Source organism: Rugosimonospora acidiphila, from assembly GCF_039543385.1.
In the GTDB taxonomy this organism is placed as follows: domain Bacteria; phylum Actinomycetota; class Actinomycetes; order Mycobacteriales; family Micromonosporaceae; genus Rugosimonospora; species Rugosimonospora acidiphila.
On record NZ_BAABJQ010000024.1, the window covers coordinates 87198 to 101443 of the forward strand.

Annotated in this window: 12 protein-coding genes; 8 read left to right on the forward strand and 4 right to left on the reverse strand. The window is 72.5% G+C overall.

Annotation, left to right across the window (positions count from 1 at the left end):
* The first annotated feature begins 172 nt into the window (after positions 1 to 172).
* The 4 genes from ABEA87_RS31290 (at position 173) to ABEA87_RS31305 (ending at position 5196) form a co-directional block, all read left to right on the forward strand.
* Positions 173 to 784: a PadR family transcriptional regulator gene (locus ABEA87_RS31290; RefSeq protein ID WP_345635733.1), complete on the forward strand. Its 612-nt coding sequence runs from the start codon at positions 173 to 175 to the stop codon at positions 782 to 784.
* Positions 781 to 2367 carry an FAD-dependent monooxygenase gene (locus tag ABEA87_RS31295; protein WP_345635735.1) on the forward strand — a complete coding sequence of 529 codons (1587 nt, stop codon included), beginning with the start codon at positions 781 to 783 and terminating at the stop codon, positions 2365 to 2367. Before ABEA87_RS31290 ends, ABEA87_RS31295 begins: the two co-directional genes overlap by 4 nt.
* A 57-nt stretch (positions 2368 to 2424) precedes the next feature.
* Positions 2425 to 3876, forward strand: a complete 1452-nt coding sequence (locus ABEA87_RS31300) for an MFS transporter (protein ID WP_345635737.1) — start codon at positions 2425 to 2427, stop codon at positions 3874 to 3876.
* Between the two features lie 138 nt (positions 3877 to 4014).
* The gene (locus tag ABEA87_RS31305; protein WP_345635738.1) at positions 4015 to 5196 is read left to right on the forward strand and encodes a low temperature requirement protein A; all 1182 of its coding nucleotides are present in this window, start codon (positions 4015 to 4017) and stop codon (positions 5194 to 5196) included.
* 202 nt (positions 5197 to 5398) lie between these two features.
* On the opposite strand, the gene ABEA87_RS31310 is transcribed toward ABEA87_RS31305, so the two are convergent.
* On the reverse strand, positions 5399 to 6586 hold the full coding sequence (locus ABEA87_RS31310) for a low temperature requirement protein A (protein WP_345635740.1): 1188 nt from the start codon (positions 6584 to 6586) through the stop codon (positions 5399 to 5401).
* A 62-nt stretch (positions 6587 to 6648) separates the two neighbouring features.
* The gene (locus tag ABEA87_RS31315) at positions 6649 to 8004 is read right to left on the reverse strand and encodes a serine hydrolase domain-containing protein (RefSeq protein WP_345635742.1); all 1356 of its coding nucleotides are present in this window, start codon (positions 8002 to 8004) and stop codon (positions 6649 to 6651) included.
* 158 nt (positions 8005 to 8162) lie between these two features.
* Between ABEA87_RS31315 and ABEA87_RS31320 the strand changes: the two genes are divergently transcribed.
* Genes ABEA87_RS31320 through ABEA87_RS31330 form a run of 3 tightly spaced genes read left to right on the forward strand, consistent with a single transcriptional unit; the run spans position 8163 to position 10942 of the window.
* Entirely contained in the window at positions 8163 to 8906 is a 744-nt protein-coding gene (locus ABEA87_RS31320) for a sugar phosphate isomerase/epimerase family protein (protein ID WP_345635744.1), read from the forward strand.
* A complete protein-coding gene (locus tag ABEA87_RS31325) occupies positions 8903 to 9997 on the forward strand; it encodes a Gfo/Idh/MocA family protein (protein WP_345635745.1) in 1095 nt (364 codons plus the stop codon). Before ABEA87_RS31320 ends, ABEA87_RS31325 begins: the two co-directional genes overlap by 4 nt.
* 57 nt (positions 9998 to 10054) lie before the next feature.
* On the forward strand, positions 10055 to 10942 hold the full coding sequence (locus ABEA87_RS31330) for an SIR2 family NAD-dependent protein deacylase (RefSeq protein ID WP_345635747.1): 888 nt from the start codon (positions 10055 to 10057) through the stop codon (positions 10940 to 10942).
* Here the strand turns inward: ABEA87_RS31330 and ABEA87_RS31335 are convergent.
* A complete protein-coding gene (locus tag ABEA87_RS31335; RefSeq protein ID WP_345635748.1) occupies positions 10902 to 11744 on the reverse strand; it encodes an SMP-30/gluconolactonase/LRE family protein in 843 nt (280 codons plus the stop codon). The genes ABEA87_RS31330 and ABEA87_RS31335 overlap by 41 nt on opposite strands.
* Before the next feature lie 191 nt (positions 11745 to 11935).
* Here ABEA87_RS31335 and ABEA87_RS31340 point away from each other — a divergent pair, with 191 nt between their 5' ends.
* Complete coding sequence (locus tag ABEA87_RS31340; RefSeq protein WP_345635750.1) at positions 11936 to 12940, forward strand: phosphotransferase family protein; 1005 nt, start codon at positions 11936 to 11938, stop codon at positions 12938 to 12940.
* Between the two features lie 18 nt (positions 12941 to 12958).
* Here the strand turns inward: ABEA87_RS31340 and ABEA87_RS31345 are convergent, their stop codons facing one another.
* The gene (locus tag ABEA87_RS31345) at positions 12959 to 13696 is read right to left on the reverse strand and encodes a hypothetical protein (RefSeq protein ID WP_345635751.1); all 738 of its coding nucleotides are present in this window, start codon (positions 13694 to 13696) and stop codon (positions 12959 to 12961) included.
* Positions 13697 to 14246: the final 550 nt, after the last annotated feature.

Here is a 14246-nt window from a genome sequence, read left to right on the forward strand (position 1 = left end):
CCGGTCCCAGGCCGGCTTGTCACCCCCGGGTTGACGTGTCAGGCCGCCCAGCATGAGCAGGCATCGGACGGTTATCAACCCGGGGGTGACTCGAACGAGCCCCTTGACCGGCCCGCGACGACGTCACATACTCGGATCCGACTAATTGGATCCGAGTTTATGGGAGTACCCGGTGGACGGAGGACGCCCGGCCAATCCGCTGGCGCTGGCGGTGCTCGGCCTGCTGCTGGAGCGGCCGATGCACCCGCACGCGATGGCGACCACGCTGCGGGAACGGGGTCTCGACCAGGCATTCAAGGTCACCACTGGATCGCTGTACGACGTGGTGCGGTCGCTGGAGCGGGCGAACTGGATCTCGGCGCAGGAGACCGCGCGGGTCGGCGGGCGTCCGGCGCGGACGGTCTACGCGCACACCGCGCGGGGCCGCGACGAGTTCGTCGCCTGGCTCGACGAGCTGATCCGGGTACCGGCGAAGGAGTACCCGAAGTTCATCTCGGCGATCAGCTACCTCGGCGCGCTGGGGCGGCAGCCGGCCCGCGACGCGCTGACCGAGCGGGCCCGGTGCTTGTCGGCCCAGGCCGAGCAGGCGCGCGCGGTGTGGCGCGAGGTGGTCGACTCGGGCCGGGCGCCGCGGCTGTTCATGCTGGAGGCGGAGTACGGGCTGCGGATGATCGAGGCCGAACTGACCTGGGTGGGGCAGCTCATCGCCGACATCGACGAGGGCAGGCTGAGCTGGCCGGCGGCCGGCGCACGCCCCGCGCACGACAGCGGGCGGACGGCGTGAACGACCTCGACGTGCTCGTGGTCGGCGCCGGGCCGGCCGGCCTGATGCTCGCCTGCGAACTCGGGCTCGCCGGCGTGCGCGCCTCGGTCATCGAGGCGCACCCGCGCCGGCTCGATTTCTGTCGGGGTTTCAACCTCAACGCGCGCAGCCTCGACCTGCTCGCACTTCGGGGCATCGCCGAGGAGTTCCTGGCCGAGGGCCCGACGGTGCCGGCCACCACGTTCTCCGGGCTGGGCCGGCCGCTGGATCTGTCCACTATGGACACCGACCACCGGTACGCGCTCGGCATCGCGCAGACCCGCGTCGAGGAACTGCTCGAACAGCGCGCCGGCGAGCTGGGCGTACCGGTGCGCCGGGGCCGCCGGCTCACCGGGCTGCACCAGGATGCCGGCGGGGTCACCGCCACGGTTCGATCGGTCGGGCTCGACGAGTCCGACGCCGCGCCACGACCCAGGCCAGCCGAGGGTGCCGACGACCGGCTGCGCGCCGGGTACCTGGTCGGCTGCGACGGTGGGCGCAGCACCGTGCGCAAGCTCGCCGGGATCGCCTTCCCGGGTACCACGGCCACCCGGTACACGCTGCTCGGGGACGTCGCGCTGGCCGACCCGGCGGCCCTGCCCTTCGGGCCGACGGTCACCGGCAGCGGGGCGGTGTTCGTCATCCCCCGACCGGGTTACGTGCGCATCCTCACCGCCGAGCCCGAGCCGCCGGCCGACCGCGACGCGCCGGTGACCCTGCCGTACCTGCAGGAGACCGTGGACCGGGCGCTGGGCCGGCACGTGCGGCTGACCGAACCGCGCTGGCTGACCCGGTTCGGCGACGCCGCCCGCCAGGCGCAGCGGTACGTCGAGGGGCGCATTCTGCTCGCCGGCGATGCCGCGCACATCCATCCCCCGGCCGGTGCGGTGGGCGTCAACGTCGCGATCGACGACGCGATGAACCTCGGCTGGAAGCTGGCCGCCACGGTGCGCGGCTGGGCACCCCACACGCTGCTGGAGACGTACCACTCCGAACGGCATGCGGCCGGCGAACTGCTGCTGCGCAACACCCGGGCGCAGGCGCTGCTCGGCGGGCGCGACGACGGATGGGAGCCGGTACGCGAGCTGTTCGCCGACCTGGCCGCGCAGCCGGCGGGCACCAAGTACCTCGCCGAACTGGTCACCGGGGTCGGCACCCGGTACCCGATGCCTGCCCTCGACGCGCGGCCCCACCCCTGGCTCGGCCGGATGGCGCCCAACCTCCGCCTGACCGACGGCACCGCGACCACCGGCCTCGCCGGGATGCTGGCCGGCGGCCGGGCGGTGCTGCTCGACCTCGCGGACCGGCCGGAACTCCGAGCCGCGGCGGCACCGTGGCAGCCCCGGCTGGCCGTGCACACCGCCCGCTGCGCCGAGCACCCGGAGCTGTCCGCGATGCTGGTCCGTCCCGACGGGCACGTCGCGTGGATCGACACCGCGCACGTTCCGGCGCACGGCACCGGCGCCAGCGCGACCGGCGGCACTGCCGATCCGGGGAGGGCGCTGCGCCACGCGCTGGGTGTCTGGCTCGGCGAGCCCGCCCACGCGCCCGACCCGGCGGTGTGATCCATCCCGCAGCCTCGGCGGGTCGGGTCGGCCGGGGCGCGGGTGATACGTTCGCCCGTGTCCATCTCCGATCCTGCCGGGGAGGTCCCCCGCTCGCTCGCCCTGCTCGTCGCCGGCGCGTTCTTCATGGAAATGTTGGACGGCACCATCATCGCCACCGCCGCGCCGAGCATCGCCCGCTCCTTCGGGGTGGCATCGGCGGACATCGGCGTGGCCATGACCGCGTACCTGCTCACCCTCGCCATCTTCATCCCGCTGTCCGGCTGGCTGGCCGACCGGCTCGGGGCGCGCCGCGTGTTCGCCACGGCGATAGTGGTGTTCACGATCTCCTCGGCGCTGTGCGCCGCCTCGGTCAACCTGCCCATGCTGGCCGGGATGCGTGTGGTGCAGGGCATCGGCGGGGCGATGATGGTGCCGGTCGGGCGGCTGGTGGTGCTGCGCTCGACCGACAAGAGCCACCTGATCCGGGCGATCGCCTACCTGACCTGGCCGGCCCTGGCCGCACCCGTGGTGGCACCGGCGGTCGGCGGGTTGCTGACCAGCTACCTGTCCTGGCACTGGATATTCCTGGTCAACGTGCCGCTGGGCGTCCTCGCGCTGGGCTTCGCGCTGCGGGTGGTGCCGGACCTCCGCGCTCAGGTCGCCTCCCGGCTGGACGGGCCCGGGTTCGTGCTGTCCGCCGTCTGCCTGGCCTGCGTCGTGTACGGCGCGGCGGTACTGAGCAACCAGCGCATCCCGGTCGCGCGGGTGGTGGTGCTGGCGGCCGTCGGGCTGGCCTGCGGGGCGCTGGCGGTGTGGCACCTGCTGCGCACCCGGGCGCCGCTGCTGGACCTGTCCGTCTTCGGGGTCGCCACGTTCCGGCTGGCGCACGCCAGCGGGTCGCTATTCCGCATCGCCATCAACGCCGTGCCGTTCCTGCTGCCGCTGGAGTTCCAGGACGGCTTCGGGTGGACGCCGGTCAAATCGGGCCTGGCCGTCGTCTTCGTGTTCTTCGGCAACATCGCCATCAAGCCGGCCACCACGCCGCTGTTGCGCCGGTTCGGGTTCCGCCCGGTACTGGTGGTCTCCACGCTGGCCGCCACGCTGACCATCGTGGGCTGCGCGCTGGCGGGGCCCGGCTGGCCGTTCCCGGCCCTGGTGAGCGTGCTGTTCGCCAGCGGCGTGTTCCGGTCGCTGGGCTTTACCGCGTACAACACGGTGGCCTTCGCCGACGTCGACGCCGCACGGATGAGCCACGCCAACACGTTGTCGTCCACGCTGCAGCAGCTGGCCACCGGCCTCGGCGTCGCGGCCGGCGCACTGTGCCTGCGGCTCGGTCAGGCGCTGCCCGGTACGGCGTCGGCGGGCACGACGCCGTACCGGGTGGCCCTCGCCCTCATCGCGGCGATGATCTTCGGCGGCATGGTGGCCGCGCTGGGCATGTCCCGGGACGCGGGCGTGGGCATCGGCGGCGGCGCGGGCCGCCGCCCGGCCCCGGCACGGCCCGCGCGGGCGCCCGCCACCAACTAGACAAGCACGCGGCGCGCGGCGACCAGCGGCATACCGGAGGCCACCGCCGTTCCGGGGCCGTGTCCCGCAGGCCGCCGCCGGTGCCGGCCTCGTGTGGTACGCCTGCTAAGGGGGCATTCCGGCGGAAATGGTGATCCGATGGCGGCGCAGGACGACGCGGGGCAGGACGAGTCCACCGGCCCGCGCCGCCCGGAGTTCCTGGAACTGTTCTTCGACCTGGTCTACCTGCTGGCCCTCATCGCGCTCGCCAGCAAACTGATCAACCGGCTCAGCTGGACGAGCGCCGGCGAGACGCTGATCCTACTGATGACCTTCACCCTGATCTGGGCGCTGACCGCCTGGGCCGCCGACACCTTCGACCTCAACCGGCCGACCGTGCAGGGTCAGATCATCGCGGTGAGCTTCGGCAGCCTGGTGATGGCCGCGTCGGTGCCCGGCGTATCCGGCAGTCACGGGCTCGTCTTCGTCATCGCGTACCTGACCATCCACTTCGGATCGAGCCTGTACTACATCATCCTGCTGCGCGACCCGGCCCCGCGGACCAGGAGCGTGCGGATCTTCACCTGGTTCTGTACGACCTCCCCGCTGTGGCTCACCGGCGCCATCCTCGGCGGGTGGACGCGCTGGGTGCTGTGGGCGGCGGCGATCACCATCGAGTACATCGGCGCCTCCCTGGGCTTCCCCACCCGCAGGCTGATCCACCCACCGGTGCTGCAGTGGCGGCTGGCCGGCGAGCGCGTGTCCGAGCGGTACCGGCAGTTCCTGATCATCGCCTTCGGGGTGGCCATCTTCGGAGCCGCCTCGGAGTTGACCGATCAGCGATTCACCGCGAGCCGGGGCGCGGCCCTGCTCGCCGCGTTCGTGACCGTGATCATGATGTGGCGGATCTACATCCACCAAGCCGGGGAGAAGCTGACCAGCGCCATCGCCACGGCCACCGACCGGTCGCGGTACACGCAGTTCGCGGCGGTGGCGCACGTGGTCATGGTGGCCGGGGTGATCGTCACGGCGGTCAACTCCCAGCTCGTGATCAGGCGGCCGTCCGGCGACACGCCCCCGACCTGGGCAGCGGTCCTGCTCGGCGGTCCGGCCCTGTTCCTGATCGGGCGCGGGCTGCTCGACTACACCGTCTTCAGCAGGGTGTCCTGGTCGCGGCCCGCCGGACTGGCCGTGCTGGGCGCCGTGGCCGCCGTGGTGCACCTGCTGCCGCCCGTGCTGGTGTCCACCGCCGGCACGCTCACCCTGATCGGCGTCGCGATCTCCAACCTGCTGGCGATCCGGGCCACCCCGCCCCGGCCGATGGCGCCCCCGATCGGGTGACTCCACGATCGTGGCCGGCCACGATCGTGGCTGTTCACGATCGTGAAGCCGCACGATCGAGTGACGGCGGGTCGCCGCCGGCCGGGCGTGTCGCGCCCGCCGGCAGCGGATTGGGCAAGCCCGAGCAGGGCGCAGGCCGAAGCAGGGCGCAGGCCGAAGCAGGGCGAAGCCGAGCGCGGGAGGCCGAGCCGGCGAGGCGGGGTCAGGCGGAGGGGGCCGGGCGCACCCGGCCGGACTGCCGCGACGTCGCCAGGTCCGACACGAAGGTGCCGATCAGCACCAGGTCCGCCCAGATCGCCGGGGCCAGGGCGGGCAGCGGCTCGATCCACGGCAGGATGCCGAACAGGAGCACGATGGCGATCAGCCGCGACCAGAGGATCACGCCGGACACCGCGCGCTCGAACAGCCCGGTGCCGAACAGCACCAGCGCGGGCCCGACGACCACGGCGAGCGCCTCGGACACCGGCAGGTCGCCCAGTGGCCCGCGGGCGACATAGGCGTCGCCGGCGGAGATCGCCACCACCCCGGCCACCATCATCAGGTGCGAGTACGCGGTGACGATCCCCGGACCGACCCGGTCCATGGACCACAGCGCCGGGGGCGCCAGCAGCCTCCGGGACTGGCGCGCGTAGATCAGGAAGAGCAGCACGACGGCGGCGAACGCGGTCACCAGCGTGGTCCACTCATCGCGCTCGAACCGGGTGGAGGTGAACTTCAGCCCGTTGGACAGGATCACCTCGCCGAGCGCGATGATGAAGATCTGCCGGTGCCGCTCGGACACGTGTACGCCGATGAAGATGCGGCTCTCGCGGTGGGTGCGGCCGAGCCCCGGGGTGGGCCAGCCCAGGCTGGCCGCCAGGTAGTCGACGCCGACGGCCAGCGCCCAGAGGATGAGCCGGATCGAGGCGTCCGGGACGAACGCGCCCGCGAACCACACCACCGCGGTCAGTCCGAACCAGAACGCCACCCGCACGCTGCGAGCCTGCTGGCTCGGGTAGCCCCGGGCGCCGCCGATCAGCACGCTGGCCCTGGCGAAGATGATCGTGAAGTAGACGACCACGAAGACCCAGCCGTTGTGCGCGAACGCGGTCGGCACCGTCAGCGCCATCACCAGGATGCCGAACATGGCCACCAGGACCACCACCTGGATCTGTGCCCGCCGCGGGTCGAACAGATCCGTGAGCCACACCATCAGCTCCCAGATCCACCACATCGCCAGCAGCATGACCGCCGTGCGCAGGACGCCGATGGCGTTGTAGTTCGTGTCCAGCTCGTGTGCCAGCCGGCGGAACGCGAAGATGTAGACCAGGTCGAAGAAGAGTTCGAGGAACGTCGGCTGCTCGGGGTCGCCTGCCTTGCGGGCTATCCGCGGCAACCTTCCGGTGGTCACCAGTCAGACCTCCTACGCCCCTTTTGTACCATCCGTTCGGGCGAGGACGGCCTGCCGCCGACTCAATCCACCAGGGCGGAGTACACCAACTGGTGCAGCTGCGGTCGCAGCGGATGGGTACCCGAGGGCACGACCTGCGTGAACAGCATGGCCGTCAGCTCCTCGGCCGGGTCGACCCAGAACAGGGTGCTCGCCATCCCGCCCCAGTAGTACTCCCCCGGGCTGGCCAGGGTCCGGCCCGGCACCGGGTCGCCCACCACCGCGAAGCCGAGCCCGAAGCCGATCCCCTCCTGAGTGGTCTCGGCGAACCCGCCGGTGCTCAGTGCGCCCAGGTCGCGCCCGCCCGGCAGGTGGTTGCGGGTCATGTAGCGCAGCGTCCGGTTGCCCAGGATCCGCTGACCGTCCAGCTCCCCGCCGCGCAGCAGCATCTGCGTGAACCGGTGGTAGTCCGCCGCGCTGGACACGAGGCCCGAGCCGCCGGCGAACGCGGCCGGCGCCCGCAGCGCGTACCGGCCGAGGGCGTCGTAGCGCACCGCCGCGCCACCACCCGGCCGATAAGCGCCGCCTTGCCGATCCGGCCCAAGTGCCGGCTCGCGATAAGCGCCGCCTTGCCGATCCGGCCCAAGTGCCGGCTCGCGATAAGCGCCGCCTTGCCGATCCGGCCCAAGTGCCGGCTCGCGAGCAGCGTAGAGCGCGGCCAGCCGGCCGGCCGCCTCTGGATCCACCCACCACCGGGTGTCGGTCATCGCGAGCGGCCGGAGGATGCGCTCCTCGAACACGGCGTCCAGCGACTGGCCGGTGACGACCTCGATGACCCGGCCCAGCACGTCGGTGGCCACGGAGTACCCCCAGGCGCTGCCGGGCTGGAACAGCAGTGGCAGGGCGGCGTAGCGCTCGCAGAGCGTGGCGAGGTCCAGCTCCTCCGACGGGCCCAGGTCGAAGCCGGCCTTCCGGTACAGCGCGTCGACCACCGAGGTCTGCATGAACCCGTAGGTCAGGCCCGAGGTGTGCGTCAGCAGGTGCCAGAGGCGGATCGGCTCGGTCGCCGGAACGGTGAACGGGCGCAGCGCCGAGCCCTTGTCGTAGACCCGCACGCCCTCGAAGGCGGGGATGAACCTGCTCAGCTCGTCGGTCAGCTCGAATCGCCCCTCCTCCCACAGCGCCATCGCGGCCACACTGGTCAGCGGCTTCGTCATCGAGTAGATGCGCCACAGGGTGTCCTCGGCGACCGGCAGCCCGGCCTCGCGGTCGCGCTGCCCGTAGGTCGAGGCGTGCACCACTTCGCCGCGCCTGGTCACCACTATCTGCCAGCCCGGCAGCAGGCCGTCATCGACGTAGCGGCCGAAGTGGGAGTCGATGCGGGACAGCCGGCGCGGGTCGAAGCCGAGCCGGGCCGGGTCGGCGGTGGGGGGCAGCATCTCGGGCTCCTTCGAGGGGGTGAAAGGGAAGGCCGATCGCTACCGGATGGTAGCTCCGCCGAGCCGCGCCGACGGCGTATCGCGGTCGTAGCGCCAACTTTTTTGGGTTCGACTCGTATTATTGACAGAACTGAAAAAAGTTTCTAGCGTCCTTGCCCATGAAGCCAATCGCTGTGCAGTTGTACTCCGTCCGTGAAGAGTTGGCGGCCGATCGCGCGGGCACGCTACGGCGACTCGCCGACATCGGCTACGGGTCGGTCGAGCCGTGCGACCTCGCAGACGATCCGGAAGGCTTCCGCGCCCTGCTCGACGAGACCGGGCTGGCCGCCTGCTCCGCCCATGCCCCCGTGCTGACCGACGCGCGGGAACAGGTCGCCGCGGCCGCCGCCACGATCGGCATCGACACGGTCATCGTGCCGTTCATCCCGCCGGACGAGTTCGCCGACGCCGACGGCGTACGCCGCTCGGCGCGCGCGCTCAACGAGGCCGCGACCTGGGCCGGCGGGCACGGCCTGCGGCTGGGGTACCACAACCACCACTGGGAGCTGTCCTCCCTCATCGACGGCCGGCCGGCGCTGGAGGTGCTGGCCGATCAGCTCTCGTCCGAGGTCTTCCTCGAGCTCGACGTGTACTGGGCCGCCGTGGGCGGCGTGGACGTGCCCGAGCTGCTGGCCAGGCTCGGCGACCGGGTGAAGTACCTGCACGTGAAGGACGGCCCGGCCACCAAGGAGGACCCGATGACCGCGGTCGGCGCCGGTACGCTGCCGATCCCGGACATCCTGGCCGCCGCGCCCCGGGACGCGTGGCGGGTGGCGGAGCTGGACCGGTGCGCCACCGACATGCTCACCGCGCTCGCCGAGTCTTACGCGTACCTGAACGGGCTGGAGAAGGAAGCGGCATGACGGTCGGGATCGCCCTGGTGGGCTGCGGCACCATCAGCCACGAGTACCTGCGCAATCTGACCACGTTCCCGGATGTGCGCGTCGTCGCGTGCACCGACCTGGACACCGAGCGGGCCAAGGCGGTGGCCGCCGAGTACCACGTGCCGGAGGCCGGCGAGCCCGAGCTGGCGCTGCGCCACCCGGACGTCGAGCTGGTGGTGAACCTGACCATCCCGGCCGCGCACATCGACGTGTCCACCGCGGCGGTGCTGGCCGGCAAGCACGTGTACACCGAGAAGCCGCTCGCCATGGACGCCGACGGCGGCGCGGGGCTGCTGGCCGCCGCCGCCAAGACGGGCGTACGGGTCGGCTCCGCCCCGGACACCTTTCTCGGTGCCGGCCTGCAGAGCGCGTACCGGCTCATCGCGCGGGGCGACATCGGCACACCGCAGTCCGCGCTGACCCTGATGCAGAGCCCCGGGCCGGAGAGCTGGCACCACAGCCCGGAATTCCTGTTCCAGCCCGGCGCCGGTCCGCTGTTCGACATCGGCCCCTACTACCTGACCGCGCTGGCCGCGGCCTTCGGAGGGGTGACCCGGGTGGCGGCGACCGCGCGCAAGGCGTTCGCCGAGCGGGTCATCGGGTCCGGGCCGCGAGCCGGCACCCGGTTCCGGGTCGAGGTGCCCACGAACGTGTCGGGCCTGCTGGAGTTCTCCGCCGGCCAGGCGGCCACCACCATCTTCAGCTTCGACTCGCCGCTGAGCAGGCAGGGTTTCGTTGAGATCACCGGCACCGACGCGACGCTCAGCGTGCCCGACCCGAACCGGTTCGACGGGCCGCTGCGGCTGCGCCGCGCCCGCGAGGAGGACTGGACGCCGGTGGAGACCGTGGGCGCTCACGTCGGGCGGGGCATGGGCGTGCTGGACCTGGCCCGCGCCATCCGCACCGGCGCCCCGCACCGGGCCGACGCGGCCGGCGCGCTGCACATCGTCGAGGTCATGGAGGCGCTGACGGCCTCCGCCGAGACCGGTCAGTTCGTGGCGGTGAACAGCGACTTCCCCACCCCGTCCCCGCTGCCGGAGGACTGGGACCCGTACCAGCGCACCCTCTGAGCCGAGACGACGCCGGCGGGCTGGAGGCACCGGCCCCGTGATGGCAGGATGCTTCCGATGGAGACTGTCCTGCCGTCCGGGGTCGCCGCGACCCTTGGCCGGGCCCGCCGGGTCGTCGTCTTCACCGGGGCCGGCATCTCGGCCGAGAGCGGTGTGCCGACCTTCCGCGACGATCTGACCGGGCTGTGGGCCCGGTTCGACGCCGAGCAGCTCGCCACCCCGGAGGCGTTCGACGCCGATCCGGACCTGGTCTGGGGCTGGTACGAGTGGCGCCGCGCGCGGGTACGCCTCGCCCGGCCCAACCCCGGACACCTGGCCACGGCCGCCATCGAGGAGCTGGTCCCCGGCAGCGTCGTCGTCACCCAGAACGTCGACGACCTGCACGAGCGGGCCGGCTCCCGGGCCCCGATCCACCTGCACGGCAGTCTCTTCGCGCCCCGCTGCGTGACCGAGGCGGGCCACCCGGCGGCCTTCCCGGACCCGGCGGCCTCCCCGACCGCGGCGGCAGTTCCGGGCGCGGACGCGAGTGCGGGCGCGGCTTCCGGAGACGGCGAGGTCGCCGATCCGGGTGACGGCGAGCGGATCGCGCCGCCCCGTTGTGCGCGCTGCGGCGCGCCCGTGCGGCCCGGCGTGGTGTGGTTCGGTGAGGCGCTGCCCGAGGCGGCGCTGACCGCGGCGGTCGAGGCCGCCGCCGCGTGCGACGTGCTGCTGACCATAGGCACCTCCGGCGTCGTCTACCCGGCGGCCGAGATCCCACGCGTCGCGGCCCGCTGCGGCGCGACCGTCGTGCAGGTCAACCCGCGGCCGACGCCGCTGGACGAGATCTGCGCCGTCAACCTGCGCGGATCGGCGGCCGAGATCCTCCCGGCCCTGGTCGAGGCCGCGTGGGGTGCGCGGCCGGGCCTCACGGCCAGCCGGCCCCCGGCACGTCGACCCGAACGGTGAGCACCCGGCCGCTGCCCGGCGTCACCGGTTCGGGCTCGGTCATGCCCTGCCAGGCGGCGGCCACGATGAACAGCGTCGTACCGTCGGGGCCGCCCAGCGCGCAGGCGAAGCCCCCACGATCCAGTTCCACGGTCCGCAGGACCTGCCCGCCCTCGGCGACGCGCACGCACCGCCGGTGCGGCACGTCCGCGTACCAGACGGCGTTCTCGGCGTCCAGGCAGATGCCGTCCGGCACTCCACCGGGCAGTTCGGCCCAGACGCGCCGGCGGGACAGCCCGCCGTCCGCGTCGATGTCGAAGGCCACCAGGTGGCCGCGGTACGAGTCCGCGACGATCAGGGTGGCGTTGTCGGGCGTGACGGCCATGCCGTTGGGGAACGCGATGTCTTCGGCCACCTGACGCGCCGAGCCGTCCGGCGTGGCCAGGAAGACGTGTCCGGGGCGCGGTGCCTGGCCGGCCGTCGGGTCGAAGCCGGGACGGTTGACGTAGGCGTTGCCGCGACCGTCGGCCACGATGTCATTCCAGCCCGGCTGGCCGAGGTCGGCGTGCGTGACCAGGCCCCCGTCGGGCTCGCGGCGCAGTAGCAGCCCGTCCGCCGACGAGACGATCACCAGCCGATCGTCCGGGAGCCACGCCACGCACAGCGGGAGCGACGCCACCCGCGCGACCACCTCGGCGCGGCCGGACAGGTCGACGGCGAGGACCTCACCCGCCGACCAGTCGGAGACGTACAGCCGGTCGCCGTGCCATCTGGGCGACTCGAGCAGGCCCCGACCGTCCAGCAACGTCCGCGCCTCGCCCATCCGCATCACCCTCTCGCTCCGGCCACCGGCACGGTACCGGCGTCCCCACACCCTTACGAACGAGCACCGGCCGGATCGACAACCTCCGGCCGGTCTGGAGTAAACCGCTTGAGGCGGGTCGACGGCTCCGGTAGCTTCCTGGGGCCCCAATCGATCTTGCAGAGAGTGGGTTCCACGTGGCGCCGCGTCTGGTGACTCGGGACGATCTGGCCCCGCTCGCGCGGGCCGCGCTCGGCGGCGGGCGCCGGCTGGACGCGGTGGAGCGGATCCGCGGTGGCACCCGCAAGGGCGTCTACCGGCTGACGATGGACGACGCGACCACGGTGATCGCTTATCTCTGGGAGGACTCGGAGAACTACTGGCCGGCGGCCGAGGGCGACGGTGACCTGGCCGATCCGTTCTCCGCGGGCGTCGGAGTCGACCTGTTCGAGTCCGCGCACGCGCGGCTGGAGTCGCTGGGTCTGCGCGTTCCCGAGGTCCGCCTGATCGACCGCTCCCGCGACCACTACCCGGCCGACGTGGTCGTCCTGGAGGATCTCCCCGGCGAACACCTGATGGATCGGCTCGCCCGCGACCCGGTCGCCACTGAGCCGACGATGGCGCGGCTGCGCGAGGCGCTGGCGGAGATGCGGCGGCACCGGGCGCCGGCGTACGGCAAGGTGGCCCTGGTCGACGGCGGCGGGCGCTCCCGCTGGCCGTCGTGCGAGCGGGCCGCGCTCGACTTCGGACTGCGCTGTCTGGCCGAGGCCGCCAGCCGCGACCGGAGGATCGCGCGGGCCCGCGGCCGGCTGGATCAGCGGCTGCGCGAGCTGGCAGGCGCGGTACGGCCTCGCACCGAATACTCCGTGGTGCACGGCGAACTCGGGCTGGACCACGTCCTGGTGGATCGCGACGGCCATCCCGTCCTGATCGACATCGAGGACCTGTTGTACTTCGACGTGGAGTGGGAGCACGTGTTCCTGCGCATCCGCCTCGGCCGGGACTACGAACGGCTGGCGGTGGACGGGCTCGACGAGGACAGGCTCGCGCTCTACCTGCTCACCCAGCGGCTCTCGCTCACGGCGGGGCCGCTGCGGCTGCTCGACGGCGACTTTCCCGACCGGGAGTTCATGGCGGGGATCGCCGAACACAACCTGAACCAGGCGCTGGCGCTGGTACCCACGGACGGTCCGGCCGAGCCGGGGCGGCCGCGCTAGGACCGGGGACGTGCCCGTTCACGAGGTGGGCGGCGGGCACGTTTCCGGGAGCGTGACCTGTCCCGGCCGCTGGTTGAACGTCGTCAGGGTGAACCACTCGTCCAACTCGGGGTCGAACAGGTTCTGGAAGCCGAACTGCAGCACCTGCACCCACTGGCTCGGATTGTTCTGGTCGACGTAGACGTCCCCCAGCGCGATCGGGAACCGGGGCTGTTCGCCCGGTACGGTCGATCCGCCGACCACGCCGACCCGCCAGTGATCGACGTACCGGTCCTGGGCGCCCTGCAGGATCTCCGGTCCCACGAAGCGCGCGGTCTTCAGCTTGTCGTTCAGGATCTGGCGGTTGAAGAACCCGGGGATCACGTCGCACGGGCGCGGCGGGTCCAGCGGGATGTTCGGCCACTTGTAGGTCAGCGTGTAGAGCGTGTTGTGGTAGATCAGGTTCGTGAACCAGATCGGATACTGCGGGCCGCCCGCGGTCATCTGGCTGTCGCCGTCCCTCCCCAGCCAGGTGAAGGGGACGTCGATGCCCAGGTCGCGGACGATGTACCGGCCGCTGCCCTGGAAGTTGGCCGGGAGCAGCGGGGGACGCGGCTCCTCGAACCCGATCGGCGCGCCGCCGGCCCAGGCCGCGCCGGCCCAGGCCCGGCCGGGCAGCGACGGGGCGAAGGCCAGACCCGCCGCGATCACGGCGACGGCGATCAAGCCCCTGGCCCCCGCCGCGGCCCACGTGCGGACCGCTCGAATCGATGCCATGTCGTCTCCCTGTGTGAGCGCCGACGGACCCCGCCGGTAGCCCGGATACTCCCGACAAAATCGTAAGACGGCTGAATGTGAAACGTACGCTGATTCGAGCTGTATGACCCGATATGGTGGGCGCGTTCCGCAGGACCGATCCCGCCAGGGCACTGACCGATCTCGATCGACACGCGGTCACCCCGATGGGTAACCTGTGGCGCCATGGGTACCGGCGCGGCGCGCTACCGGGAAGCACTCGACCTGTCCGGATCCGTCGTGGACGGGGTGGCCGCCGACCGCTGGGGTGACCCGTCACCGTGCCCGGGCTGAACGGCCGCCGCCGTGGTCGGACACGTGATCAACGGCTCCCGGGTCATCCTTGCCATAGCGCTGCGGGAGCCGCCGGTCCCGCCCGCGAGCGACCCGGCCTCGATCGCGGGTGTCGATCCGCGGGCCGCCTGGCACCGGCGCCGGGCCGAGATCTCCGCGATCGTGGACGGGCTCGATCCCGGCGCGGCGGTGTCCGGCGTACCCGGCGTGACCACCATCGACGACGGCCTGGGGCGGG

Excerpts from the sequence above, each read along its gene's own strand:
- ABEA87_RS31305 (WP_345635738.1), top strand. The coding sequence starts at position 4,015 with ATGGCGGCGCAGGACGACGCGGGGCAGGACGAGTCCACCGGCCCGCGC.
- ABEA87_RS31315 (WP_345635742.1), bottom strand. The coding sequence starts at position 8,004 with ATGCTGCCCCCCACCGCCGACCCGGCCCGGCTCGGCTTCGACCCGCGC.
- ABEA87_RS31320 (WP_345635744.1), top strand. The coding sequence starts at position 8,163 with ATGAAGCCAATCGCTGTGCAGTTGTACTCCGTCCGTGAAGAGTTGGCG.
- ABEA87_RS31325 (WP_345635745.1), top strand. The coding sequence starts at position 8,903 with ATGACGGTCGGGATCGCCCTGGTGGGCTGCGGCACCATCAGCCACGAG.
- ABEA87_RS31330 (WP_345635747.1), top strand. The coding sequence starts at position 10,055 with ATGGAGACTGTCCTGCCGTCCGGGGTCGCCGCGACCCTTGGCCGGGCC.
- ABEA87_RS31335 (WP_345635748.1), bottom strand. The coding sequence starts at position 11,744 with ATGGGCGAGGCGCGGACGTTGCTGGACGGTCGGGGCCTGCTCGAGTCG.
- ABEA87_RS31345 (WP_345635751.1), bottom strand. The coding sequence starts at position 13,696 with ATGGCATCGATTCGAGCGGTCCGCACGTGGGCCGCGGCGGGGGCCAGG.